The organism is Klebsiella sp. P1927, assembly GCF_018204675.1.
GTDB lineage: Bacteria > Pseudomonadota > Gammaproteobacteria > Enterobacterales > Enterobacteriaceae > Klebsiella > Klebsiella pneumoniae.
This window is the reverse complement of the sequence record NZ_CP073377.1, coordinates 4554132-4578802: the sequence shown is the minus strand read 5'-3', so window position 1 is coordinate 4578802 and position 24671 is coordinate 4554132. Positions and strand designations below refer to the sequence as shown.

The 24671-nt window shown below is 57.1% G+C and carries 24 protein-coding genes; 10 read left to right on the top strand and 14 right to left on the bottom strand.

Translation table 11 applies throughout. From position 1 onward, the window contains the following. Positions 1-11: 11 nt before the first annotated feature. The 3 genes from treC to treR all read right to left on the bottom strand — a co-directional run bounded on the left by treC (position 12) and on the right by treR (position 4215). Complete coding sequence (gene treC, locus KB892_RS22875) at positions 12-1667, bottom strand: alpha,alpha-phosphotrehalase (RefSeq protein ID WP_004152272.1); 1656 nt, start codon at positions 1665-1667, stop codon at positions 12-14. A gap of 51 nt (positions 1668-1718) precedes the next feature. Beyond that, positions 1719-3137: a PTS trehalose transporter subunit IIBC gene (gene treB, locus KB892_RS22870; protein ID WP_002886917.1), complete on the bottom strand. Its 1419-nt coding sequence runs from the start codon at positions 3135-3137 to the stop codon at positions 1719-1721. Between the two features lie 130 nt (positions 3138-3267). Then, the gene (gene treR / locus KB892_RS22865) at positions 3268-4215 is read right to left on the bottom strand and encodes a trehalose operon repressor TreR (RefSeq protein ID WP_002886919.1); all 948 of its coding nucleotides are present in this window, start codon (positions 4213-4215) and stop codon (positions 3268-3270) included. A gap of 18 nt (positions 4216-4233) precedes the next feature. Here treR and mgtL point away from each other — a divergent pair, with 18 nt between their 5' ends. Then, on the top strand, positions 4234-4449 hold the full coding sequence (gene mgtL, locus KB892_RS31700) for a mgtA regulatory leader peptide MgtL (protein ID WP_219620685.1): 216 nt from the start codon (positions 4234-4236) through the stop codon (positions 4447-4449). Between the two features lie 145 nt (positions 4450-4594). Next, a complete protein-coding gene (gene mgtA / locus KB892_RS22860) occupies positions 4595-7303 on the top strand; it encodes a magnesium-translocating P-type ATPase (protein ID WP_062955043.1) in 2709 nt (902 codons plus the stop codon). A 72-nt stretch (positions 7304-7375) separates the two neighbouring features. Here mgtA and ridA read toward each other — a convergent pair whose 3' ends face one another. From ridA to KB892_RS22840, 5 genes are all read right to left on the bottom strand, one after another. Next, positions 7376-7762: a 2-iminobutanoate/2-iminopropanoate deaminase gene (gene ridA, locus KB892_RS22855; RefSeq protein ID WP_002886926.1), complete on the bottom strand. Its 387-nt coding sequence runs from the start codon at positions 7760-7762 to the stop codon at positions 7376-7378. Positions 7763-7914: 152 nt separating this feature from the next. Continuing rightward, complete coding sequence (gene pyrI / locus KB892_RS22850; RefSeq protein WP_002886927.1) at positions 7915-8376, bottom strand: aspartate carbamoyltransferase regulatory subunit; 462 nt, start codon at positions 8374-8376, stop codon at positions 7915-7917. Positions 8377-8389: 13 nt separating this feature from the next. Beyond that, positions 8390-9325, bottom strand: coding sequence for an aspartate carbamoyltransferase (gene pyrB, locus KB892_RS22845; RefSeq protein ID WP_002886928.1), 936 nt, complete (start codon positions 9323-9325; stop codon positions 8390-8392). 2 nt (positions 9326-9327) lie between these two features. Then, positions 9328-9387 (bottom strand): pyrBI operon leader peptide, encoded by a 60-nt coding sequence (locus KB892_RS31455; RefSeq protein ID WP_227650304.1) that lies wholly within the window; start codon positions 9385-9387, stop codon positions 9328-9330. Beyond that, positions 9362-9466, bottom strand: a complete 105-nt coding sequence (locus tag KB892_RS22840; protein WP_002886930.1) for a pyrBI operon leader peptide — start codon at positions 9464-9466, stop codon at positions 9362-9364. Before KB892_RS22840 ends, KB892_RS31455 begins: the two co-directional genes overlap by 26 nt. A gap of 194 nt (positions 9467-9660) precedes the next feature. Here KB892_RS22840 and KB892_RS22835 point away from each other — a divergent pair, with 194 nt between their 5' ends. From KB892_RS22835 to KB892_RS22810, 6 genes are all read left to right on the top strand, one after another. Continuing rightward, positions 9661-10113, top strand: a complete 453-nt coding sequence (locus KB892_RS22835) for a YhcH/YjgK/YiaL family protein (protein ID WP_002886939.1) — start codon at positions 9661-9663, stop codon at positions 10111-10113. Positions 10114-10355: 242 nt separating this feature from the next. Further along, a complete protein-coding gene (locus KB892_RS22830) occupies positions 10356-11330 on the top strand; it encodes an SIS domain-containing protein (protein WP_002886940.1) in 975 nt (324 codons plus the stop codon). 11 nt (positions 11331-11341) lie between these two features. Further along, the gene (locus KB892_RS22825; RefSeq protein WP_002886941.1) at positions 11342-12172 is read left to right on the top strand and encodes a PfkB family carbohydrate kinase; all 831 of its coding nucleotides are present in this window, start codon (positions 11342-11344) and stop codon (positions 12170-12172) included. A 94-nt stretch (positions 12173-12266) separates the two neighbouring features. Beyond that, complete coding sequence (locus KB892_RS22820; protein ID WP_004177656.1) at positions 12267-13832, top strand: amidohydrolase; 1566 nt, start codon at positions 12267-12269, stop codon at positions 13830-13832. Positions 13833-13888: 56 nt separating this feature from the next. After that, positions 13889-15307, top strand: coding sequence for a YfcC family protein (locus KB892_RS22815; RefSeq protein ID WP_004152274.1), 1419 nt, complete (start codon positions 13889-13891; stop codon positions 15305-15307). Between the two features lie 84 nt (positions 15308-15391). Further along, entirely contained in the window at positions 15392-16117 is a 726-nt protein-coding gene (locus KB892_RS22810) for a GntR family transcriptional regulator (protein WP_002886945.1), read from the top strand. A 2-nt stretch (positions 16118-16119) separates the two neighbouring features. Here KB892_RS22810 and argF read toward each other — a convergent pair whose 3' ends face one another. Beyond that, positions 16120-17124, bottom strand: a complete 1005-nt coding sequence (gene argF, locus KB892_RS22805; RefSeq protein WP_002886946.1) for an ornithine carbamoyltransferase — start codon at positions 17122-17124, stop codon at positions 16120-16122. Then, the gene (gene argL / locus KB892_RS31695; RefSeq protein WP_370701738.1) at positions 17094-17189 is read right to left on the bottom strand and encodes a putative translational regulatory protein ArgL; all 96 of its coding nucleotides are present in this window, start codon (positions 17187-17189) and stop codon (positions 17094-17096) included. Before argL ends, argF begins: the two co-directional genes overlap by 31 nt. A gap of 98 nt (positions 17190-17287) precedes the next feature. Between argL and rraB the strand changes: the two genes are divergently transcribed. Together rraB and miaE are read left to right on the top strand one after the other, a co-directional pair. Further along, complete coding sequence (gene rraB / locus KB892_RS22800) at positions 17288-17710, top strand: ribonuclease E inhibitor RraB (protein ID WP_002886947.1); 423 nt, start codon at positions 17288-17290, stop codon at positions 17708-17710. A gap of 58 nt (positions 17711-17768) precedes the next feature. Next, entirely contained in the window at positions 17769-18533 is a 765-nt protein-coding gene (miaE, locus tag KB892_RS22795) for a tRNA isopentenyl-2-thiomethyl-A-37 hydroxylase MiaE (protein ID WP_002886948.1), read from the top strand. Positions 18534-18794: 261 nt separating this feature from the next. Here miaE and KB892_RS22790 read toward each other — a convergent pair whose 3' ends face one another. From KB892_RS22790 to pepA, 4 genes are all read right to left on the bottom strand, one after another. Next, positions 18795-19298 carry a GNAT family N-acetyltransferase gene (locus tag KB892_RS22790; RefSeq protein WP_004152275.1) on the bottom strand — a complete coding sequence of 168 codons (504 nt, stop codon included), beginning with the start codon at positions 19296-19298 and terminating at the stop codon, positions 18795-18797. A gap of 120 nt (positions 19299-19418) precedes the next feature. Then, the gene (locus KB892_RS22785) at positions 19419-22274 is read right to left on the bottom strand and encodes a valine--tRNA ligase (RefSeq protein WP_002886952.1); all 2856 of its coding nucleotides are present in this window, start codon (positions 22272-22274) and stop codon (positions 19419-19421) included. After that, positions 22274-22717 carry a DNA polymerase III subunit chi gene (holC, locus tag KB892_RS22780; protein ID WP_002886953.1) on the bottom strand — a complete coding sequence of 148 codons (444 nt, stop codon included), beginning with the start codon at positions 22715-22717 and terminating at the stop codon, positions 22274-22276. The genes KB892_RS22785 and holC overlap by 1 nt, the downstream gene beginning before the upstream one ends. Positions 22718-22836: 119 nt before the next feature. Next, positions 22837-24348 carry a leucyl aminopeptidase gene (pepA, locus tag KB892_RS22775; protein ID WP_002886954.1) on the bottom strand — a complete coding sequence of 504 codons (1512 nt, stop codon included), beginning with the start codon at positions 24346-24348 and terminating at the stop codon, positions 22837-22839. Positions 24349-24671: the final 323 nt, after the last annotated feature.

Here is a 24671-nt window from a genome sequence, read left to right as displayed (position 1 = left end):
GGGGAAAAGCGTTATCCCTGCAGCCACCATATCGCTTCGAACGGCCGCAGCGTCAGCCCGGTCGGGCGCGGGGTGGTCTCGGCATAGTTGCTGATGATCATCTTCCACTCGCCCGGGGCCTCAGCGGGCTGCCAGGCCTGCAGCTCGCGGCTCAGGTTAGCGGCGACTACCAGCGTTTGCCCCTGCCACTGACGACGATAGCACCACAGCGACGGATGCTCCGGCAGCAGATCCTCGTAATCACCCCAGGTCAGTAGCGGCAGGGTTTTACGCAGCGTAATCAGCTGCTGATAGGTATAAAACACCGAATCGGGGTCCGCCAGCGCCGCCTCGACGTTGATCTCCTGGTAATTATCGCCAAGGCCGATCCACGGCTCACCGTCGCTGAAGCCACCGTTCTCGCCGGCGTGCCACGGCATCGGCGTGCGGCTGTTGTCGCGCGACTTGCTGGCGAGGATCGCCAGCAGTTCGTCCGGGCTTTGCCCCTGCGCCGCACGTTCGATAAACATATTGTGGCTTTCGACGTCACGGTAATCGCTGATGCTGCTGAAGTGCGGATTGGTCATGCCGATCTCTTCGCCCTGGTAGATATAGGGCGTGCCCTGCATGCCGTGCAGCACCATCGCCAGCATCTTCGCCGCCGTCACCCGGTACTCGCCTTCGTCGCCAAAGCGCGACACGATGCGCGGCTGATCGTGGTTACACCAGAACAGCGCGTTCCACGCCCGATTGTGCATTCCCCGCTGCCAGTGGCGGAACAGCGCCTTCAGCGCCACATAGTCCGGGCGGGCGAGGGTCCATTTCTCTCCGCCGGGATAATCGACCTTTAAGTGGTGGAAGTTAAAGGTCATCGACAGCTCGCGGCCGTCCAGCGCGGCGTACTGCTGGCAGTGCTCCAGCGAGGTGGAGGACATCTCGCCGACGGTCATCAGGTTACGCGGGGTGAAGACATCGCGGCTCATCTCCTGCAGGAACTCATGCACCCGCGGGCCGTCGGTATAGAAGCGGCGGCCATCCCCGTCCAGATCGCAGGGAAAGGTCTGGTCTTTTGAGATCAGGTTGACCACGTCGAGGCGCAGACCGTCGACGCCGCGGTCAGCCCAGAATTCGCAGACCTTTTTCAGCTCGGCGCGCACCGCCGGATTCTCCCAGTTGAGATCCGCCTGCTCAATGGCGAACAGGTGCAGATAATACTGCCCGCTGTCGGCGTGCCACTGCCAGGCGTTACCGCCAAATTTGGAGCGCCAGTTGTTCGGCAGGGCGTCCGGTTCGCCATCGCGCCAGATATAGAACTGGCGGTAGGGACTCTCCTTATTCAGCGACTGACGGAACCATTCATGTTCGGTCGACGTGTGGTTCAGCACCATATCCAGCACGATACGGATGCCGCGAGCCTTCGCCTCCGCCACCAGGGCGTCAAAGTCGGCCATTGTGCCGTAGGAGGGATCGATGGCGGTGTAGTTCGCCACGTCGTAGCCGTTATCCACCTGCGGTGAGACGTAGAACGGCGTCAGCCAGATGGCGTCGACCCCAAGCTTTTGCAGATAGTCGAGGCGGGCGGTGACGCCGCGCAGGTCGCCGGTACCGCTGCCGGTGGTATCCTGAAAACTCTTCGGATAGATTTGATAAATAACGCCGTTTTGCCACCAGTGGGGGAGATGATTCATAGTACTTTCCTGCTGCAACGAGGGGCGCCAAAGGCGCCCCGAAAGAAGAAGTTAGACAATCTGCAAGGTGCCCTGACGGTACTTGCGCTGATACACCACGCTGGTGAGGATAATCGGCACCACCACCGCGATAGCCATCGCCATGGCGTACACCTGCCAGTAGGTAGGCTGGATGGAGAGGATCCCCGGCAGGCCGCCGACGCCGATGCCGTTCGCCAGCACGCCGTTCAGGCCGCACAGCAGGCCGGCGAGGCCAGAGCCAATCATTGCGCACAGCATCGGGAAGCGGTATTTCAGGTTGATACCGTACATCGCTGGCTCGGTGACCCCGAGATAGGCGGAGATCGCCGCCGGTACCGAGATTTCACGTTCATTCTGCTTGCGGCTGGCGATGATGATGCCGACCACCGCCGACGCCTGGGCAATATTCGACAGCGCAATCAGCGGCCACACCGGGGTACCGCCCATGCTCTGGATCATCTGCATATCGATAGCGAGGGTGGTCTGGTGGACACCGGTAATCACCAGCGGCGCGTAGAGGAAGCCGAACAGCGCGGCGCCGATCGGCGCGAAGCTGCCGGTTAACAGATGGCGTACCGCGAAGGCCACGCCGTCGCCGATCAGGCGGCCGAACGGACCGATAACCGCATGGGCAAGGAACACCGCGAGGATCAGCGAGCAGACCGGGACAATCACCAGGTAGAGGTAGTCAGGCACGATGCGCTTGAGGCGCGTCTCGATAAAGCCTAAGGCCAGGCCAGCCAGCAGGGCCGGGATCACCTGCGCCTGGTAGCCGACTTTGGCAATGGTAAACAGGCCGAAGTTCCACACCTCCGGCACCTGCTGGCCGAGGAGATAGGCGTTCATCAGCTGCGGGGAGACGAGGGTGACGCCAAGGACGATCCCGAGGATCGGCGTGCCGCCCATCTTCTTCACCGCTGACCAGCAGATCCCCACCGGCAGATAGAAGAAGATCGCCTCGCCAATCAGCCACAGGAAGTCATAGATGGTTTTCAGCGACGGGTGCATCTGGGCCAGCGTCTGGCCATTGCTCATGGGCAGGTCGCCGATAACGTTGCGGAAACCGAGGATCAGACCGCCGCTGATCAGGGCCGGCAGCAGGGGAAAGAAGATCTCGGCGAAGTGCGAGATTAACTGTTCATGCCACTTCATATTTTGCCGCGCGGCCTGCTTGACCTGCTCTTTGTCGGCGGAGGTCTGGCCGGTGGTCGCCAGCAGGGCCTTGTAGTAATCGCCCACCTCGGTGCCGATGACCACCTGGAACTGGCCGGCGTTAGTGAAGCATCCCTTCACCATGCGCAGCTGCTCAATTTCTTTTGGTCTGGCGATGGCCGGGTCGTTCAGCACAAAGCGCAAACGGGTAATACAGTGGCTGACGGTGGCGATGTTACCGCGCCCGCCCACCAGTTCGATCAGTTTATCGATGTCCTGCTGGTTTACTTTGCTCATGATGAAGCCTCAAAAACAGAGGGGAGAGATGCCGTTTTTACCTTGAGGGCATCCTAACCGTTCCGCTTAATTTGCAAAATGGGAACGTTCCCGAAACCCGGCGACGATCACATAAATCGCCCGAGCGAGATTAATTGAGGGCGGCGGGAATCACGATCTGGCGGGGATCGACGCTGCCGGCGATCTGCTCGATCAACTGCCGGGCGGCCCGGCGTCCGGACTCGGCATAGCCCGGATCGACGGTCAAGATTTCCGGGTGGAGAAACTTCATCAGCGGCGTGCTGCCGACGCTGGCGAGCTGCAGCGCATCGCGACCCTGCTGCTGGAGGTACTTGCTGGCGCCGAGGGCGAGGGTATCCGTCGCGCAGACCAGGGCGCTGGTTTCAGCCATCAGCACGCTGGCGACGGTGTCATATCCCTGCTTCATGCCCAGCCCCGGCAGGGCGGCGGTGGGCGTCAGACGATGCTTTTTACAGAAGGCGAGGTAGGCCAGATGGCGGCGTTCGCCGGTGGTGACGTCGCTGTGCGGTACGCCAAGAAAACTGATGTGGCGGTGTCCGCGATCGTAGAGCCGCTGCATCAGCAGCGTGATGGCCCCCTCGTCGTCATAGCACACCGAGGCGAAGCCGGGAGCGTCGCGGGCCATCAGCACCAGGGTGTCGCGCCAGGGGGCGAGCATCGCTTCGTCGATGCCGGTAAAACCGAACAGCACCACGCCGTCAATATTGCGCCGGGCGAGCATGCCGAGATGCTCCTCCACCAACGCCGGGGAGAACTGGCTCTCCATCATAATCGGATCGTAACCCTGCTCATAAAAGGCGGGCAGCATGGTCTGCACGGCAAGGTTTTCCGACAGCGAATCGAGACGGGTGACGATAATCGCCACCACTTTATCGCTCTGGCCGCGCATGGCGCGGGCGGAACGGGAGGGCGAGAAACCGTGCTGCTGCATCACCGCTTCGACGCGCTCGCGGGTCCGTTCGCTGACCCCGCTCTCGTTGTTAAGGACGCGGGATACCGTCGATTTCCCTACGCCGCTTAAGCGCGCGATATCTTTGATGGTCAGCCGGTTCTGCATGCGGAATTCTCGTCAGGGATGGTAGAAGTGAGCCTAATGCTACTCAACCAAACCGCAATGAGCAAAGTCTGGTTTACGTTCGGTTTAGTTGCGCGGGTTTATCATCGCCATTATTGCCACACAATCCTCAGCGAGGGCGCTATAATTCGCGCCGTTTATATTCACTTACCGGAGATAGTTATGGACCCCGATCCCACTCCTCATCCTCGATGGAGCAACCTTTCTTTCCGGTAAGCCTGTTTAACACTGCTTTACCGGAAAGCGTAAAGCAGTGACGTCCTTGATGTCCCTGCCATAAAAATAACATGCCTGACAGGTAGGTTTTGCTACGCCCGTCGGCAACGCTGCGTTCGCTTTGGCGAGCGCGGAGGGACTGTTTATGCTGAAAAATTATACCCGGCAGCTGTTCGCGCAGCTTAGCCGCCATCTGCCACGTCGTTTAGTCCAGCGCGATCCGCTGCCGGACGCCCGCCATCTGGCGAGTGGCCCCATTCCTGAATCGCTTGGTCAGCATTGCCTGAACGTGGCGGCGATGGACGACCAGGAGATCTGGCGCGCCTTTGACAGCCACCCTGAAGGGCTCAATGAAGGCGAAGTGGCGGCGAAAATCCTCAAACATGGTGACAACCAGATCCCGGCGCAGAAGCCCTCCCCGTGGTGGGTGCATCTGTGGACCTGCTATCGCAACCCGCTCAACCTGCTGCTGACCGTGCTCGGCATCGTCTCCTATTCCACCGAGGATCTGTTCGCCGCCGGGGTTATCGCCCTGATGGTGGGGATCTCGACATTGCTCAATTTCATCCAGGAGGCGCGCTCGACCAAAGCGGCGGATGCGCTGAAGGCGATGGTGAGCAACACCGCCACCGTGCTGCGGGTGGTGAACGAGCAGGGGGAGAGCCGCTGGCTGGAGCTGCCTATCGACCAGCTGGTGCCGGGCGACATTATCCGGTTGTCGGCGGGGGATATGATCCCGGCGGACCTGCGTATCCTGCAGGCACGGGATTTATTCGTCGCCCAGGCCTCGCTGACCGGCGAATCGCTGCCGGTGGAGAAAGTGGCCCGCAGCCGCGATCCGCTGCAGCAAAACCCGCTGGAGTGCGACACCCTGTGCTTTATGGGCACCAACGTGGTGAGCGGCTCGGCGCAGGCCATCGTCTTCGCCACCGGCGGCCGCACCTGGTTTGGCCAGCTGGCCGGCCGCGTCAGTGAACAGGAGAGCGAGCCGAACGCCTTTCAGAAAGGCATCAGCCGGGTCAGCATGCTGCTGATCCGCTTTATGCTGGTGATGGCCCCGGTGGTGCTGCTGATCAATGGCTACACCAAAGGCGACTGGTGGGAGGCGGCGCTATTCGCGCTGTCGGTGGCGGTCGGCTTGACGCCGGAGATGCTGCCGATGATCGTCACTTCGACGCTGGCGCGCGGGGCGGTGAAGCTGTCGAAGCAAAAGGTCATCGTGAAGCACCTCGACGCCATTCAGAATTTCGGCGCGATGGACATCCTCTGCACTGATAAAACCGGCACCCTGACCCAGGATAAGATTGTGCTGGAGAACCATACCGACGTCTCCGGCAAGGTCTGCGAGCGGGTACTGCATGCCGCCTGGCTTAACAGCCACTACCAGACCGGCCTGAAAAACCTGCTCGACACCGCGGTGCTGGAGGGCGTTGAGCTGGATGCCGCCCGCGGGCTGGCGGAACGCTGGCAGAAGGTGGATGAGATACCCTTCGACTTCGAACGCCGCCGCATGTCGGTGGTGGTGAAGGAGGATGACGCCGCGCATCAGCTGATCTGCAAAGGGGCGCTGCAGGAGATCCTCAACGTCTCGACCCAGGTGCGCTACAACGGCGATATCGTACCGCTGGACGACACCATGCTGCGCCGCATTCGCCGGGTGACCGATACCCTCAACCGGCAGGGGCTGCGGGTGGTGGCGGTGGCGACTAAATACCTGCCGGCCCGCGAAGGCGACTACCAGCGCGCCGATGAGTCGGACCTGATCCTTGAAGGTTACATCGCCTTCCTCGATCCGCCGAAAGAGACCACCGCCCCGGCGCTGAAGGCGCTGAAGGCCAGCGGCATCACGGTGAAGATCCTCACCGGCGACAGCGAGCTGGTGGCGGCGAAGGTGTGCCATGAAGTGGGACTGGATGCTGGCGAAGTGGTGATTGGCAGCCAGATCGAAGCCATGAGCGACGACGAACTGGCGGCGCTGGCCAAACGCACCACGCTGTTCGCCCGCCTGGCGCCGCTGCATAAAGAGCGTATCGTGACGCTGCTCAAGCGTGAAGGTCACGTGGTGGGCTTTATGGGCGACGGCATCAACGACGCCCCGGCGCTGCGCGCGGCGGATATCGGCATCTCGGTCGACGGCGCGGTGGATATCGCCCGCGAGGCGGCGGATATCATTCTGCTGGAGAAGAGCCTGATGGTACTGGAGGAGGGGGTAATCGAAGGCCGCCGCACCTTCGCCAACATGCTCAAGTACATCAAAATGACCGCCAGCTCCAACTTCGGCAACGTTTTCAGCGTGCTGGTGGCCAGCGCCTTCCTGCCGTTTCTGCCGATGCTGCCGCTGCACCTGTTGATTCAGAACCTGCTGTACGATGTCTCCCAGGTGGCGATCCCGTTTGATAACGTCGATGATGAGCAGATCCGCAAGCCGCAGCGCTGGAACCCGGCCGATCTCGGGCGCTTTATGGTCTTCTTTGGACCGATCAGCTCGATTTTCGATATCCTCACCTTCGGCCTGATGTGGTGGGTGTTCCACGCCAATACCGTGGAGATGCAGACCCTGTTCCAGTCCGGCTGGTTTATCGAAGGGCTGCTGTCGCAAACGCTGATTGTGCACATGATCCGCACCCGGCGCATTCCGTTCGTTCAGAGCCGGGCCGCCTGGCCGCTGTTCGCCATGACCCTGGTGGTGATGGCGGTGGGTATCGCGCTGCCGTTCTCGCCGCTGGCTAGCTACCTGCAGCTGCAGGCCCTGCCGCTGAGCTACTTCCCATGGCTGGTGGCGATCCTGGCGGGCTATATGGTGCTGACCCAGGCCGTGAAGGGCTTCTACAGCCGCCGCTACGGCTGGCAGTGAGGGACGCGTTTTCGGATGACCCACGTAAAAAAGGCAGCCACTGGCTGCCTTTTTTCATGCCGACGAGAGCGATCAGCGACGCACGGCGATGGCTTCGATCTCGATCTTCACGTCTTTCGGCAGACGTGCGACTTCAACGCAGGAGCGCGCCGGGAAGGTGGCGTTATGCTCGGTGAAGAACGCTTCGTAGGTGGCGTTAACGGTAGCGAAATCGTTGAGATCTTTGACGAATACGGTGGTCTTGACGATATCGCCGACGGTGAGGCCAGCGGCTTCAACGATCGCTTTCACGTTGTTCAGCGACTGGCGCGCCTGCGCGGACACGTCTTCCGGGACGCTGCCGGTTTTCGGGTCGACCGGGATCTGGCCAGAGGTGATGATCATGCTGCCGAGGTCAACGCCCTGAACGTAGGGGCCAATCGCCGCTGGTGCATTTTCCGTCGCAATAGTTTTGCTCATGTTATCTCCAGATGAACTGAGTAATGTTACGCAAAATCATTCAGGTTGCCGCCAGGCGGTAAGCGCTGTATCGCCGGCGCAGACGCCGCCTGAAGGACGAAGCGTAGGGTGGTAGCCATTATAGGGAGGCCTACCACCAATACCAACCGCATTTAGTTGGCCAGCACCACATAATGAGAAAACTCTTTTTCGCAGTATTTGCATTTGAGTGCGATGTCATCAGCGCGTTTTTTCACTGCAAAACTGGAAGAAACCGGTTCGGCGTGGCTGATACAGTTGCTGTTCGGACAGACCAGCACGCTGTCGATACGATCCGGCAGGCTCGGGCGGGATTTGCCCACCACTTCGTAATCATCAATGCGGTTTACCGTCGCCTGCGGGGCGTACAGCGACAGCTGGTTAACCTGCTCGTCGGTCAGGAAGGTGTTCTCGATTTTAATCAAATCCTTGCGGCCCATTTCGCCGGAGGGCAGGTTCAGGCCGATGGTGATGCGCTGGTCGGTTTCGGTCAGTTTGAACAGGGTGAGCAGCTTAAAGCCGACCTGCGCCGGGATATGGTCAATCACGGTGCCGCGTTTGATCGCTTCTACCTGCAGTTTATTGTCGTGTGTCATCTCTCATTCCCCCTTACAGTGCCAGCTCGCTATTCAGTACCAGTGCCAGTAACGCCTGGCGGGCGAAGATGCCGTTACCGGCCTGCTGGAAGTACCAGGCGTGCGGTGTTTTATCGACATCGGTGGTGATTTCATCAATGCGCGGCAGCGGGTGCAGCACTTTCATGTTGGCGCGCGCCCCTTCGAGGTCGGCGGCGCGCAGGACGAACTGCGCTTTGACGTTGGCGTATTCCGACGGATCCAGACGCTCTTTCTGCACGCGGGTCATGTACAGAATATCCACTTCCGCCATCACGTCGTCGATGGCGCTATGCAGGCTCCAGGCGATGCCTTTTTCATCGAGCATATCGAGGATGTACTGCGGCATGGCCAGCGCGTCCGGGGCGATGAAGTAGAAGCGGTTGCCGTTGAATTTGGCCAGCGCCTGGGTCAGGGAGTGGACGGTACGGCCATACTTCAGATCGCCGACCATCGCCACGTTGAGGTTTTCGAGGCGGCCCTGGGTCTCCTGAATGGTGAACAGGTCGAGCAGGGTTTGGGTCGGGTGCTGGTTAGCGCCGTCGCCGGCGTTCAGTACCGGCACGCCGCCGGAGAATTCGGTCGCCAGGCGCGCGGCGCCCTCCTGCGGATGACGCATCACGATGGCGTCGACGTAGGTGCTGATGACGGAGATGGTATCCGCCAGCGTTTCCCCTTTTTTGCCCAGTGAGGTGTTGGCGCTGTCGGAAAAGCCGACCACGCTGGCGCCCAGGCGGTGCATCGAGGTTTCAAAAGAGAGGCGGGTGCGGGTCGAGGCTTCAAAGAAACAGCTGGCGATAACCTTATGCTTCAGCAGCTCGGGTTGTGGATTGGCTTTCAGCTTTGCCGCCGTCGCCAGCACCAGTTCGAGGTCTTCGCGGCTGAGATCGTTTATGGAAATGATATGTTTTTGATATAGCGGGTTAGCCATGCTTATCTCCTGACGCCTGGGCAAAAAAAAAGCCCCTTAAATAAGGGGCTTCGGGAATCCAATGAGCAACGGAAAGAAAAACGGCAGGCCAGCGTCTGCATTGAGACGCGCTAAGACAGAATGTCGTACGCAATTGGCCATGCTTCCTCCCGGCAAAACGACTGGCATTATACGCAGACCGTTATGACGATCAAGCGATTCATTCACAAACAGGTAATCGTTTGCCTGTCGAAAAGTGCGCCAGCGCAAAGAAGCGTGAAACTGTACTGGTATGGCAGCCGCGATGGGGGTATAACACGATAAAATGAAATGCTGTTTTATATTTGAGGTAAGCAATGATTATTGGCAATATCCACCATCTGCAGCCATGGCTGCCTGCCGCGCTGCGCGAGGCTATCGAACACGTTATCGCTCAGGTCAGCGAGGCGACGCCGCTGGGTAAACACGCTATCGACGGCGACAACCTGTTTTATCTGATTTCTGAAGACACCACCGAGCCGCAGGCCGCGCGCCGCGCGGAATACCATGCTCGCTATCTCGATATCCAGATTGTGCTCCGCGGCAGCGAGGGGATGACCTTCAGCACCTTGCCGCCAGGAGAGCCGCAGACCGACTGGCTGGCGGAGAAAGACATCGCTTTTCTTGCCGAAGGCCAGCAGGAGAAAACGGTGATCCTCAACGAAGGGGACTTTGTGGTGTTTTATCCCGGCGAAGTGCATAAACCGCTGTGCGCCGTTGGCGCCCCGGCGAAGGTGCGCAAAGCGGTGGTGAAGATGCTGATGGTTTAGTTGACGAGCTTTTTTACCCAGAGCTAGCAATTGTCATATTGTGACAATTGCTATTCTTTGTTTTTCCTGGCTATTCCCGCTTTTTTACTTCTTATTCCCTCTCATTTGCTGCTTCAGCCAAACGCTCATACCGAGCGCATTGTGCAAATTTTGATGGCGATCTCATTAATACGTTATATAACGTATTAATGTTGTTTCCGCTAATTTGAACAATCAATAATGAGATCTGGAGTTCTTACTGTATGAATACTAAAGAAATAATTAATGCCGTTGCTAAAGAGATAGAAGACAAAGGCGGAATCCGCCAAGTGTTCCTTGTTGCCTGCGGCGGGTCATTAGTGGATATGTATCCGGCTAAGTACTTCCTGGATAGCGAGGCGACGAAGCTTCATGTCGGCATGTATACCGCCAATGAGTTTGTCTACGCGACGCCGAAAACGTTAGGGGAGAATTCGCTGGTTATCGTCTGTTCGCACGGGGGCAACACGCCGGAATCCGTCGCTGCGGCTAAGCTTGCTCAACAGCATCAAGCGCATACTATTACGCTGACTCACAACGCTCAGGCACAGTTGATCGAATACGCCAGTCACAACATTCTCTATGCCTGGGGTAACGATACCAATGTGGTCGATAATCCGATGGCGATTATCCTCAACCTGTGCGTTGATACGTTGCAGCAGGTGGAAGGTTTCAATAATTACGCTGATTTCCAACAGGGAATGACCCAAATTAATGGCGTCATTGCTCATGGCCGTCAGCAGGTTGCGGATCGCTGCCAGCGTTTTGCCCAAAAATATCAAGATGAAAAGCTCTTCTATATCCTCTCCAGCGGAGCTTCTTATGGCCATGCTTATGGTTTTGCTATCTGCTCACTAATGGAAATGCAATGGCTACATGCCGCACCTATTCACTCCGGTGAGTACTTCCACGGACCTTTTGAAGTTACGAATAAAGAGACGCCGTTTATTTTATTGATGAACGAAGGCCGTACGCGGGCGATGGATGAGCGAGCTTTGGCCTTCCTCACCAAGTATGCAGAAAAAGTGGAAGTCGTTGATGCTAAAGAACTGGGCATCGGGGTTCTTCCTCCGTCAGTCGTGGAGTTTTTCAACCCGGTACTGTTTTACAGCATCATGTGTGAATATCGTTCTGCGCTTGCCGACATTCGCCAGCATCCATTGGATACCCGCCGCTATATGGGGCTGGTGGAATACTAAGGGGAATTATGATGAATGTGATTGGAATTGGCGATAACGTCGTCGATAAATATGTTCATACTCAGACTATGTATCCCGGTGGAAATGCGCTGAACTTTGCCGCTTATGCGGCCATGCTGGGGCACAATGCGGCCTATCTGGGGATTTTTGGTAATGATGCCGCTGCGGAACACGTTATGCAGGTGCTGGATAAAGTTGGCGTCAAGTGGCCACACTGTCTGCAGGTGGCAGGAGAGAATGGCTGCGCACAGCTGAAAATCGAAGAGGGAGAACGGATATTTCTTGGTTCGAACGCCGGGGGTATTCGCAAGACAACTTCGATGGATTTTATTTTTCAGCATGAGCAATACCTGCGTGAGTTTGATCTGATCCATAGCGGCTGTTATAGCTATATGGAGACGCACTTACCTCAGTTACGCGAGCTCAACATTCCTGTCTCTTTCGATTTTTCAGATGACTTTGTACTGGAGCAGGCGCTGCCGCTGTGCCGTTACGTCGACTTCGCCTTCTTCTCATGCGCCGACTACAGCCTGGCGCAAACACGTGAAATTGTGCAACAAGCGCAGGCCAGCGGAAGTCGCATTGTCTGCGCGACGCGTGGAGATGAAGGCGCGATTTTATTTGACGGGCAGGATTGGTATCAGCAGGCACCCGATTACGTCACTCCCGTCGATACAATGGGGGCAGGTGATGCTTTTATTACCGCTTTCATTTGCCATTTTCTGGCCCAACCTACGGGTAACAAGCGCGAAGCGATTACCAATAGCCTGCAAAAAGCAGCAGCTTTCTCGGCACAAATTTGCCTGAAAGAAGGGGCATTTGGCTACGGGACTCACTACTAACCTATAACGCCATCTCTCATTTTTCCGTACTGATTTCCGTCCGCTAGCCGGGCGGAAAGGGGGATTCCTGCGCTTTTTCCGTGAGGAAAGAATTATGCATAGTGATGCTGCTGATTTGATTTTACGTTCTGATGCTATTTTTACTGCTGCCAGAAATGAGCTATTTAGCGGATATGTAGTCATTAAAAACGGCGCTATCGCGGCGATGATAGCGAATGGGGAAGATATTCAAACCTGGAGAGGTGAAAGAACTCGCTTTATCGAACTTGGCGATCGCCTGATTTGTCCCGGATTTTGCGATAATCACACGTTTTTTACCGGCTATATGAGCATGCAGCGTGGCGTCGATCTCCATGCCGCCCGCGATAGTAATCATGCCCTTGAACTATTACAGGATGCAGAAAAACTTCTCCCTGAGGAGAAAAGCCTCTATGGCTGGGGCTGGTCTGCTGCCCGTTGGGGAGCGGTGCCTGATGCCAGACTATTGGATGACGCTTTCCCGCAGAGACCGGTTGTCGCCATTAACGATGACAAAAGCTATTGCTGGATGAACCGTGCCGCCGTGGAGCTTTATGGCTTTACCGCTGAAGAGTGCAGCGCGGAGGCGAGAATCGCATTATTGGATGAGATGCTGTCTGATACCGCACAGTTAAAAAAAGAAATGCGGGCATTTATGGCCCGACTTGCCGGGCAGGGAATCACGGCAATAAAAGACGTTTGTTTCAACGATGCGCCGCAGTTGATGAATGCCTGGGATGAACTGGAAAAAGAGGATGCGCTATTGCTGAGAGTAAGCATTGTTTCTCAGCCCGTATCTGCGCCTGTCGATCTTGCTTTCGGTGAACAGGCCCGACGCCGCTTTCATTCGCCATGGCTGCGGTTTCATGGCTTTAAATTTATGGTCGATGGCGTTATTGCCGATCATACCGGCGATATGATTTACCCCTATGCCGATCGTCCCGGCACGAACAATGAACGACCCGTTGATTATAATGCCCTGCGCCAGCAGGTTTTGTTGGCTGATGCTCGTGGATTCAACTGCTGTATGAATGCGGAGGGCGATGCCGCAATTCGCCGCTGTATTGATATTTTTGCCGAATGCCGTAAGCGTCACCCGCAGAGCGTGGTTAGACATTCTCTGAGCGATCTGGAATGTCCGCATCCAAACGATATTCCCAGAATGGCTGAGCTCGGCCTTTTTGCCGAAGTTTATGCACAAATTCTGCTCCTTAACCCCTGCGAAGCAGGGGCCTATATGCGCGAACGCTATGGGGAAGAGCGCGAAGCGCAATTCTACGATTATGCCGCACTATTTGGGGCTGGCGTGACGGTGACTATTGGCACCGATCTGCCTCTGTTTATTCCTTCTGTTCCTGACTCGATGTATGCCGCCTGCAGTCGTCAGTTCCCTGATGGTTCACCCGTGAATGGCTGGTACCGCGAACGCGGAATGACCCGACAACAGCTCTTAACGGCATGGACGCTGAATAGTGCTCGACACCACGGCATGGAAGAGATGACCGGTAGCCTTGAGCCGGGAAAACGCGCGGATATCGCGGTTTTTGACCGTAATTTGTTGAGCTGCCCGAATGATGAGTTACGGACTTCTACCGTTGTACTGACCCTGGTGGATGGCCGTATTACCCATGACCTTCTGTAACTCTAAAAATGCCGAAAGACGGCAAACATAATATAAACATCTTATCGAGGCGGATTATGCGTATTGCAAAAATAAAGTGGGCGATGCCACACTGCTACGCTCTGATTTTCTTCATTATTATATTAGTAGCGCTGCTGACATGGTGTATTCCCAGCGGCAGTTTTGATTATCACTCAGTGACCTTACCCGGCGGTGAAACGAAAACATTAGTGATCCCAGGGTCTTATCATCTGCTGGACAAAGTCAGCAGCGAGGGCGATTTACGTCAGGGTATTGCCGCCGTACTGGCCGCGCCGATGGAGGGGATTATCAAGGCCGCCGACGTAGTGGCGTTTGTGCTCATTGTTGGTGGCGCTTTTGGCATTATTTTACGTACTGGCGCAATTGAGCGGGGTCTGGTGGCGCTGGCTGAACGCCTGGCAGGTAAAGGAATTTTGGTTATCCCTATCGCAATGACCTTGTTTAGCCTGGGAGGCGCGACTTTTGGTATGAGCGAGGAGGTGATTCCCCTGTATGCGATCTTTATCTCCCTGATGTTCGCGCTGGGTTATGACTCAATGACTGCGATCCTGATTCTTTTTCTGGGAACCCAGATTGGCTACGTTGGCGCAATGACCAATCCGTTCTCTGTACTCATTGCCCAGGGCGTAGCGGGTATTCAGGGAAATCCGCAGCTTTGGCTACGTGCTATTGCATGGCTGGTCTTCACGCTACTGGCGATTGCTTACACCATGTGGTACGCGCACCGTGTTAAACGCACTCCGCAAAAGTCGCCGGTATATGAAAATGATTGTCGCAACCGCGAGCAGTTTTTGTCGATACAGGATACGTCGGTCCATTTTTCCATCGCCGATCGGGTAATTATCATCGCCTTTGTGCTGGCGCTGGCCGTCATCTCATGGGGGCTAATCACGCGTGGCTGGTACATGGTTGAGATCGGCTCTGTGTTCCTGGCTCTGGGGCTGTTTTCCGGGATCGTCGGGCGCATGGGTATTAGCGGGATGGCCGACAGCTTTGTCGAAGGGTGCAAAGAGTTTGTCTACGCCGCCGTAGTCATAGGTCTTGCGCGCGGTATTCTGGTGGTGGCGGAGAACGGACGAATTATCGATACGTTGCTATTTGGTTTGTCTGAAATGCTGGAAGGGTTGCCGCAGTATGCGTTTACCACTCTGATGCTATTAGGGCATAACGTCATCACTTTTTTTGTGCCCTCATCTTCGGGCGAGGCCGCGCTCACTATGCCCGTGCTGGCGCCGTTAGGCGATTTGGTTGGTATCAATAAAGAGGCGATGGTGATGGCTTATCAATTTGGCAATGGCCTGACGAACCTGGTCTCTCCTACCGGCGGTGTATTGCTGGCTGGGTTGTCTATTGCGCGCATTGGGTTTGGTCAGTGGTTAAAGGCCATTGCGCCGCTGTTTCCGGTGCTGTGGATAGTTAGCGCTGCTTTTGCTGCGATTTCGGCCTGGGTCTGAAGGATATGCGCGCCGTCGTAGTTTGATGTGCGCGCTTCGATTATAATCCTGCTTCGCATTAATGGCCGTGCTGGTACCTCTTTTATGTCGAATTTTGGACTGCAACAGAATACTTCCGTACCGTTATACAGGCAGCTAAAAGATAAAATCCTCAGCGATATTTCTTCCGGGAAACTCGCTGAAGGAGAGAAAATCCCCACCGAGATTGAGCTCAGCGAACTCTACAATATCAGCCGTATTACAGTGCGCAACGCAGTGAAAGAGCTGGTAGCCGAAGGCTATTTGGTAAAAAAGCAGGGGAAGGGGACTTTTGTCTGTCTGCCTAAAATTGAGCGTAAAGTTGTTCACTTACTTAGCTTTACTGCCGCATGCGATGCTAATCATCTACCAACCCATAGCGTAGTGACTCGTCGTGAGATTCTGCGGGACTATCGTAATGCGCGTCAGCTTCTTGAGCTTGAGAGCGATGATTCCGTGCTTTATATCCAACGCCTTAGGATCGCTGGCGATGCGCCGTTAATGTTAGAGAATAATTACTACTCTCTGAAACGATTAGGTTTTTTACAGCAGGAGGATCTTAGCGGGTCGCTGTATCAGCTATTGCGTGAAAAATATGCGATCGTGCCTACCTATGCGGGTGAAACGACAGTAGAAATGGTGCGTGCGGATTCTGACAGCGCACCGCTGCTGAAGCAACCGCCCGGCGAACCGTTATTCCTGATGAAAACGCTAATTCTGGATAGCCAGCATCAGCCTATTCATTATGGAGAACAGTATATCGTCGCCGAGCGTTACACGTTTAGTTTCTGATTTCAGCGTGAAAGCGTCGCCACCATCACCGCTTTGATGGTGTGCATCCGGTTTTCCGCCTGGTCGAAGACCACGCTCGCCGCCGACTCAAACACCTCGTCAGTCACCTCCATGCCGCCGTGCAGGCCGTAATCGGCAGCCATCTGTTTGCCCAGCGTGGTCTGATCGTCGTGGAACGCCGGCAGGCAGTGGAGGAACTTGACCTGCGGGTTGCCGGTGAGCGCCAGCATCGCGCTGTTAACCTGATAGTCGCGCAGCAGGGCGATACGTTCGGCCCATTTTTCCTTCGCCTCGCCCATTGAGACCCAGACGTCGGTATAGATAAAATCGGCGCCTTTCACCCCCGCGGCGATATCTTCCGTCAGGGTGATGTTGCCGCCCTGCTGTTTGGCCAGCGCGGTGCAGGTCTCCACCAGCGCGGCCTCCGGCCAGCAGGCCGATGGCGCCACCAGGCGCAGATCCAGACCGGTCAAGGCGGCGGCTTCCAGCATCGAATTGCCCATGTTGTTGCGCGCGTCGCCGGCGTAGACCAGCGTCATCTGGTTAAAGGCTTTGCCCGGCAGATGCTCTTTCATGGTCAGCAGGTCCGCCAGCAGCTGGGTGGGGTGGAACTCGTTGGTGAGGCCGTTCCACACCGGCACGCCGGCGTATTGCGCCAGGGTCTCTACCACTTCCTGGCCGTGGCCGCGGTACTGAATGCCGTCGTACATCCGTCCGAGCACGCGGGCGGTGTCCTTGATCGACTCTTTATGGCCAATCTGGCTACCGCTGGGCCCCAGATAGGTCACGCGGGCGCCTTGATCGTATGCGGCAACTTCGAAAGAGCATCGTGTACGGGTTGAGTCTTTTTCGAAGATGAGCGCGATGTTTTTTCCTGCCAGTTTCTGGACTTCGATACCGTTTTTCTTATCGGCTTTCAGCTTTGCCGCCAGCTCGAGCAGGGCGGTGATTTCTGCAGGCGTAAAATCGAGTAACTTTAAAAAATGCTTCTGGTAAAACGCAGACATGGTTCCCTCACCTGGTATAGGCCACTAATTGAATTAAAATTCAATTTATATGTATGAATATTCATTTGCAAGTCTGTGATCGAAATCTTTCACTGAGAAGTGGAGGCAATGACGGCGGTATGTGACAATAGGGATAACTGCCGCACATTATGAGGAACGAGCCATGGCAAACCCGGAACACCTGGAAGAACAGCGTGAAGAGACGCGTCTGATTATCGAAGAGCTGCTGGAAGATGGCAGCGATCCGGACGCACTGTACACGATTGAGCATCACCTCTCTGCAGACGATTTCGAAACCCTGGAGAAAGTGGCGGTTGAAGCGTTCAAGCTGGGCTACGAAGTGACCGAGCCCGAAGAGCTGGAAGTGGAAGAGGGTGACATGGTCATCTGCTGCGATATTCTGAGCGAATGCGCGCTGAACGCAGACCTGATCGATGCCCAGGTGGAACAGCTGATGACGCTGGCAGAAAAATATGACGTCGAGTATGACGGTTGGGGCACCTATTATGAGGACCCGAACGGTGAAGACGGCGACGACGATGACGAAGAGTATGTCGATGAAGACGACGATGGTGTTCGCCACTAAGTCGCAAATGTCGTAGATGGATACGGCGGCGCCTGCCGCCGTATAGCAAGGAACTTTCATGGATTACCCGCAGATTCTTTCCCCGATTATCAGCTTCCTGCACTGCCCGACGCCGCAGGCGTGGATTGACGAAGCCCGCAAGCCGGAAAACCTGCCGCTGCTGCTAACCGACCATATGGTGTGCGAGCTGAAAGCGGCGCAGAACGCCATGCTGCTGGTGCGTCGCTACGTCGCGGATAAAGCTGACGCCGACGAACTGTTGGCCTGCCTGAAGCCGTACGAAGACTTCACCTACCGCCGGGGGCCGGAGCCGGATTTTGTCACCCTGCATAAACGGATCAACAAAAGCGCCATGCCGCAGACCGACGACCCGTGGGGCCGCCAGCTGCTGGACAGCATGATTTTGTTGATTAAAGAGGAACTGCATCATTTCTGGCAGGTGCGGGAGATGATGCTGGCGCGCGATATCCCCTACGTCAAAATCACCGCCAGCAACTATGCCCGCGGCCTGCGGCGCGAAGTGCGCTCGCATGAGCCGGTGATGCTGATCGATAAGCTGATCTGCGGCGCCTATATCGAGGCCCGCTCTTGCGAACGCTTTGCCGCCCTGGCGCCGTGGCTGGACGACGATCTGCAAAAGTTCTACCTGTCGCTGCTGCGCTCCGAGGCGCGTCACTATCAGGACTATCTGGATCTGGCGCAGAAGATTGCCGGAGAAGATATCAGCGAGCGGGTGCGCCAGCTCGGCGAGGCGGAAGCGGCGCTGATCCTCCGTCCGGAGGCCGAGTTCCGCTTTCACAGCGGTGTGCCGGTAGCGGCGTAACCCACGATATTCGGGCCCTGTAGTCACTAACACCGGCAGTTTCAGTAGCCATGGGGAGAGATAGCGTTGAGAGCTTCAGCTCGCAATGGTACGGGCCGTAGGTCGGGTAAGGCGTTAGCCGCCACCCGACAAAAAAACGGCACCGCGAGCACGGGTAAGGTGCCAGCGGTGCCATCCGGGACATACCCCGGCTCGCGCTACGCTTAGCCGTGTAGCCCCGGTAAGCGTAGCGCTACCGGGGACGCCTGCGATATCGAGGCGCTACAGCGTTTTCAGCATCCGCACTTCACAGTCAACGTGGCCGGTGCAGCCCAGCGGTCCGTCAATGTGCTCGAAGCCGAGATGTTCATATAAGCCGATCGCCTCCGTCAGGAAGGCGGTGGTTTCCAGATAGCAGCGCTTAAACCCTTGTTCGCGGGCGTAGTCCAGCGCCAGCAGCGCCAGCTTCTTCGCCAGCCCCTGGCCGCGGGCGCTGGTCATAAAATACATTTTCTGCAGCTCGCAGATATCCGGCTCGCTGCAGGCGAGCGGCGCGACGCCGCCGCCGCCAACCACTTCCCCCTCTTGCTCCACCACCCAGTAGGCGGAGCCCGGCTGGCTGTACAGCTCATACAGCTCATCGAGATTCGGGTCGGCGACCGTATAGCCTTTATCGGCGGTCAGGCCATATTCAGCCGAGACCTGGCGGATGACCCTGGCGATGGCGGCATTGTCTGCCGCCGTAATGCGACGCAGCAACGTCGCCGCGGGGACGCTCGTATTCATACAATGACTCATTACCCAAAAAAGACGAATGATGATGTTAATAACATCGCGACAGGGGAAAGCGCAAGCGAGGATGTTTCATAAAAAACGCCCCTTGCCGGGTGGCAAGGGGCGGGAGGATCACAGCGCGGCGATCACCGCCTGCTGCTCAATCAGCTTCGCTTTCGCTTCCGCGTAGCCTTCCAGCTTCTCGCGCTCTTTAGCGATCACTGCTTCCGGCGCGCGGGCGACAAAGCCTTCGTTGGCCAGCTTGCTCTCGATGCGGCCAATTTCACCTTCGATTTTGGCCACTTCTTTCGCCAGACGCGCCAGCTCATCTTCTTTATTGATGAGGCCCGCCATCGGGATCAGCAGCTCGGCGCCGTCGACAATCTTGGTCACCGAGACCGGACCTTTATCATCGGCAGGCAGCACGGTAATGCTTTCCAGACGCGCCAGGTTCAGCAGGAAGCTGCGGTTGTCGTTCACACGACGCTCGGCATCTTTGCTGCAGCCGCGCAGTAGCAGTTCCAGCGGTTTGCCCGGAGCGATGTTCATTTCCGCACGGATGTTACGCACGGCGACGATCGCCTGCTTCAGCCATTCGGTGTCGGCCAGCGCCGCGTCATCCACCTGAGAAGCATCGTACTGCGGGAACGGCTGCAGCATGATGGTGTCGGCGGTGATCCCGCAGATCGCTTTCACGCGCTGCCAGATGGTCTCGGTAATGAATGGAATGATCGGATGCGCCAGGCGCAGCAGACCTTCCAGCACGGTGACCAGAGTATGGCGAGTCCCGCGCAGCTCCGCTTCGTTGCCACCGTTCATAACCGGCTTGGTCAGCTCCAGGTACCAGTCGCAGAACTGGTTCCAGGTGAACTCGTACAGGATGCCGGCGGCAATATCGAAGCGGAAGTTATCCAGCGCTTCGCGATACGCTTTCACGGTGTGGTTGAATTCCGCGATGATCCAGCGGTCGGCCAGGGAGAGCACCATTTCGCCGCCGTTGAAGCCGCAATCCTGATCTTCGGTGTTCATCAGCACGAAGCGGCTGGCGTTCCACAGCTTGTTACAGAAGTTACGGTAACCTTCCAGACGCTTCATATCCCAGTTGATGTCGCGGCCGGTAGAGGCCAGCGCCGCCAGGGTGAAGCGCAGGGCGTCGGTGCCGTGCGGCTCGATGCCGTTCGGGAACTGTTTCTCGGTACGCTTGCGGATTTTATCCGCCAGCTGCGGCTGCATCATGTTGCCGGTACGTTTTTCCAGCAGCTCCGGCAGGGTGATACCGTCAACCATATCCAGCGGGTCAATGACGTTACCCTTGGACTTGGACATCTTCTGGCCTTCGTCATCGCGGATCAGACCGGTCATGTAGACGGTCTTAAACGGTACCTGCGGCTTGCCATTTTCATCTTTGATGAAGTGCATGGTCATCATGATCATGCGGGCGATCCAGAAGAAGATGATGTCGAAGCCGGACACCATCACGCTGGTCGGGTGGAACTGACGCAGGGCGTCGGTGTTTTCCGGCCAGCCGAGGGTGGAGAAGGTCCACAGCGCGGAGGAGAACCAGGTATCGAGAACGTCTTCATCCTGACGCAGGGCAACGTCGGCGCTCAGGTTGTTTTCCTGACGCACTTCGTCTTCGCTACGGCCTACGTAGACGTTGCCGTCGTTGTCATACCATGCCGGGATGCGGTGACCCCACCACAGCTGACGGGAGATACACCAGTCCTGAATATCGCGCATCCAGGAGAAGTACATATTTTCGTACTGCTTCGGCACGAACTGAATATCACCGTTTTCAACGGCTTCGACTGCTGGCTTGGCCAGCACGTCCGCGCGCACGTACCACTGGTCGGTCAGCATCGGCTCGATCACCACGCCGCCGCGATCGCCGTAAGGGACGGTCAGGTCGTGCGGTTTGATCTCTTCCAGCAGGCCGAGGGCGTCAACTGCCGCAACAACGGCTTTACGCGCCGCGAAGCGTTCCAGTTTCTGGAACTCCGCCGGGATCTCGCTGGAGTAGACGTCGGATTCATTGCCTTTGGTGTCGTAGACTTCCGCGCTTTCGCGAATGTCGCCGTCAAAGGTAAGGATGTTGATCATCGGCAGCTGGTGACGACGACCCACTTCGTAGTCGTTAAAGTCGTGCGCCGGGGTGATCTTCACGCAGCCGGTGCCTTTTTCCATGTCGGCGTGCTCGTCGCCCACGATCGGGATGCGGCGGTTAACCAGCGGCAGCACCACGAATTTGCCAATCAGATCTTTGTAGCGCGGATCTTCCGGGTTAACGGCCACGCCGGTATCGCCCAGCAGGGTTTCCGGACGGGTGGTGGCGACCACCAGGTAATCTTTACCGTCAGCGGTTTTCGCGCCATCGGCCAGCGGGTAGCGGATGTGCCACATGGAACCTTTCGATTCGCGGTTTTCCACTTCGAGGTCGGAAATGGCGGTGCGCAGTTTCGGGTCCCAGTTAACCAGGCGTTTGCCGCGGTAGATCAGGTCTTCTTTGTACAGGCGAACAAAGACTTCTTTCACGGCATTGGAAAGCCCCTCGTCCATGGTGAAGCGCTCGCGCTCCCAGTCCACGGAGTTGCCGAGACGGCGCATCTGACGGGTAATGGTGCCGCCGGATTCCGCTTTCCACTGCCAGATTTTGTCGATAAAGGCGTCGCGGCCGTAGTCGTGGCGGGTTTTCCCTTCTTCAGCGGCAATCTTACGCTCAACCACCATCTGGGTAGCGATACCTGCGTGGTCGGTACCGGCCTGCCACAGGGTGTTTTTGCCCTGCATGCGCTGGTAGCGAATCATGGTATCCATGATGGTTTGCTGGAAGGCATGACCCATATGCAAACTGCCGGTGACGTTCGGCGGCGGGATCATGATGCAGAAGCTCTCCTGGCTTTCATCACCATTCGGTTTGAAATAGCCCTGCTTTTCCCAGTGCTCGTAAAGCGGCTGTTCGATATCTTGTGGGTTGTATGTCTTTTCCATTATTTCCAGGTTGCCGTGTTCAGGTTGAAACCAGCCATGCGGTACGCCTTATAGCGTTCGCGCGCCAGTTGTTTCAGATTGTCTTCGTAAGGGACAAAGTCTATCACTTCTGTGAAAGCGGTGGCAAAATCTGCAAAGTTTAGCCGCAGGCTGATAAGAATATCCCGCGGGCTGCTGTTGCGCTTTTGCGGCCAGGCAATCTCTACCGGCGCGCCGCCTCTCGGGCCTTCGCCCGCCAGATTATGCGGCACAAAGCTCTCCGGCGGCCGCGACCACAGCGCCTCGTCGAGGCGAATCGCCTGCTGTTCATCTTCGCAGGCGATTAGGACGCGCTTGCCGTTGCGCCAACGTTCTGCGGCAATGTCACACACCAGCTGCTCGACGGCGCTCAGGCCGTCGACGGTGGCGTCATTGTCCAGAAGATAGAACGTTGCGTTTTTCATATATGGGGCTTCTTGTTGTGGATTTAAATGCAAAGCCGGGCGGCGCTACGCTTACCCGGCCTACAGTGTGCTGCCGTTTGTAGGCCGGGTAAGGCATCGCCGCCACCCGGCATATCACATCACTCTTCGCCGTTAAAACCCGCACGATTGAGCAGGAACTGCGACAGCAGCGCCACCGGACGACCGGTCGCGCCTTTGGCCTTACCGGAACGCCAGGCGGTACCGGCGATGTCGAGGTGCGCCCAGTTGTACTTGCGGGTGAAGCGCGACAGGAAACAGCCGGCGGTGATCGCGCCGCCAGGACGGCCGCCAATGTTCGCCATATCGGCAAAATTGGACTCCAGCTGATCCTGGAACTCGTCGGCCAGCGGCAAACGCCATGCGCGGTCGCCCGCCAGTTCGGAGGCGCCGATTAGCTCATGGGCCAGCGGGTTATGGTTCGACATCAGGCCGGTGATGTGATGGCCGAGGGCAATCACGCAGGCCCCGGTCAGCGTCGCCACGTCGATAACCGCTTCCGGCTCGAAGCGCTCAACGTAGGTCAGGACGTCGCACAGCACCAGGCGGCCTTCGGCGTCGGTGTTCAGCACTTCCACCGTCTGGCCGGACATAGTGGTCAGGACGTCACCCGGACGATAGGCGCGGCCGCCAGGCATGTTCTCACAGCCCGCCAGCACGCCGATGACATTCAGCGGCAGCTGCAGTTCGGCAACCATCCGCATCACGCCGTACACCGCCGCCGCGCCGCACATGTCGTACTTCATCTCGTCCATGCCTTCGGCAGGCTTGATGGAGATACCGCCAGAGTCGAAGGTCAGGCCTTTACCGACCAGCACGATAGGGCGCGCGTCCTCAGCCGGGTTACCTTTATATTCGATGACCGACATCAGCGACTCGTTCTGCGACCCATTGCCGACGGCGAGGTAGGCGTTCATCCCCAGCTCGCGCATCTGCTGTTCGCCGATCACCCGGGTGATGACGTTTTTGCTGTAGGTATCGGCCAGCTGACGCGCCTGAGAGGCCAGATAGGCGGCGTTACAGATGTTCGGCGGCATATTGCCAAGATCTTTTGCCGCTTTGATGCCGGCGGCAATCGCCAGGCCATGCTGAATGGCGCGTTCGCCGCTGGTCAGCTCGCGACGGGTCGGCACGTTAAAGACCATTTTACGCAGCGGGCGACGCGGCTCGCTTTTGTTGGTCTTCAGCTGGTCGAAGCTGTACAGCGTCTCTTTGGCGGTTTCAACCGCCTGGCGAACTTTCCAGTAGTTGTTACGGCCTTTGACGTGCAGCTCGGTCAGGAAGCAGACGGCTTCCATTGAGCCGGTATCATTCAGGGTATTGATGGTTTTCTGGATGACCTGCTTATACTGACGCTCATCCAGCTCGCGCTCTTTGCCGCAGCCAATCAGCAGAATGCGCTCAGACAGAATGTTTGGCACATGGTGCAGCAATAACGTCTGGCCAGGTTTGCCTTCCAGCTCGCCGCGACGCAGCAGGGCGCTGATGTAGCCGTCGCTGATTTTATCGAGTTGTTCGGCGATGGGGGAGAGGCGACGTGGTTCAAAGACGCCGACCACGATACAGGCGCTCCGCTGCTTCTCCGGGCTACCGCTTTTTACACTGAACTCCATGCACTATGCTCCTGAATCTTAAAGACAACAGTGGTGGCTACGGCTATACTCGTCGCCTTTCAAGTTGCAGATGCGCCGGCTGCGCCTGCTTACCCTGACGTGGCACATTGTGCGCGCCAGGGGCCACAGCCCTGCTGCCTTCTTACAACTCGAAATCCATTGAGTATATAATTGCAAGCTTTCGTAACTCATATCCGCTGTTGCGGTGACTTCGTGTTAATCTTAACGTTATTAAGGCCTGGGTTCGTCAGAAAAGATCCTGACATGCAGAACCGATGAGTCATTTAATCTTAGCGACGTTTTCGACGACCAAAGAGAATAAA

Coding starts and splice junctions, on each gene's coding strand:
- treC (WP_004152272.1), bottom strand. CDS start 1,667: ATGAATCATCTCCCCCACTGGTGGCAAAACGGCGTTATTTATCAAATC.
- treB (WP_002886917.1), bottom strand. CDS start 3,137: ATGAGCAAAGTAAACCAGCAGGACATCGATAAACTGATCGAACTGGTG.
- treR (WP_002886919.1), bottom strand. CDS start 4,215: ATGCAGAACCGGCTGACCATCAAAGATATCGCGCGCTTAAGCGGCGTA.
- mgtL (WP_219620685.1), top strand. CDS start 4,234: ATGGTAGAAGTGAGCCTAATGCTACTCAACCAAACCGCAATGAGCAAA.
- mgtA (WP_062955043.1), top strand. CDS start 4,595: ATGCTGAAAAATTATACCCGGCAGCTGTTCGCGCAGCTTAGCCGCCAT.
- ridA (WP_002886926.1), bottom strand. CDS start 7,762: ATGAGCAAAACTATTGCGACGGAAAATGCACCAGCGGCGATTGGCCCC.
- pyrI (WP_002886927.1), bottom strand. CDS start 8,376: ATGACACACGACAATAAACTGCAGGTAGAAGCGATCAAACGCGGCACC.
- pyrB (WP_002886928.1), bottom strand. CDS start 9,325: ATGGCTAACCCGCTATATCAAAAACATATCATTTCCATAAACGATCTC.
- KB892_RS22840 (WP_002886930.1), bottom strand. CDS start 9,466: ATGGCCAATTGCGTACGACATTCTGTCTTAGCGCGTCTCAATGCAGAC.
- KB892_RS22835 (WP_002886939.1), top strand. CDS start 9,661: ATGATTATTGGCAATATCCACCATCTGCAGCCATGGCTGCCTGCCGCG.
- KB892_RS22830 (WP_002886940.1), top strand. CDS start 10,356: ATGAATACTAAAGAAATAATTAATGCCGTTGCTAAAGAGATAGAAGAC.
- KB892_RS22825 (WP_002886941.1), top strand. CDS start 11,342: ATGAATGTGATTGGAATTGGCGATAACGTCGTCGATAAATATGTTCAT.
- KB892_RS22820 (WP_004177656.1), top strand. CDS start 12,267: ATGCATAGTGATGCTGCTGATTTGATTTTACGTTCTGATGCTATTTTT.
- KB892_RS22815 (WP_004152274.1), top strand. CDS start 13,889: ATGCGTATTGCAAAAATAAAGTGGGCGATGCCACACTGCTACGCTCTG.
- KB892_RS22810 (WP_002886945.1), top strand. CDS start 15,392: ATGTCGAATTTTGGACTGCAACAGAATACTTCCGTACCGTTATACAGG.
- argF (WP_002886946.1), bottom strand. CDS start 17,124: ATGTCTGCGTTTTACCAGAAGCATTTTTTAAAGTTACTCGATTTTACG.
- argL (WP_370701738.1), bottom strand. CDS start 17,189: ATGAATATTCATACATATAAATTGAATTTTAATTCAATTAGTGGCCTA.
- rraB (WP_002886947.1), top strand. CDS start 17,288: ATGGCAAACCCGGAACACCTGGAAGAACAGCGTGAAGAGACGCGTCTG.
- miaE (WP_002886948.1), top strand. CDS start 17,769: ATGGATTACCCGCAGATTCTTTCCCCGATTATCAGCTTCCTGCACTGC.
- KB892_RS22790 (WP_004152275.1), bottom strand. CDS start 19,298: ATGAATACGAGCGTCCCCGCGGCGACGTTGCTGCGTCGCATTACGGCG.
- KB892_RS22785 (WP_002886952.1), bottom strand. CDS start 22,274: ATGGAAAAGACATACAACCCACAAGATATCGAACAGCCGCTTTACGAG.
- holC (WP_002886953.1), bottom strand. CDS start 22,717: ATGAAAAACGCAACGTTCTATCTTCTGGACAATGACGCCACCGTCGAC.
- pepA (WP_002886954.1), bottom strand. CDS start 24,348: ATGGAGTTCAGTGTAAAAAGCGGTAGCCCGGAGAAGCAGCGGAGCGCC.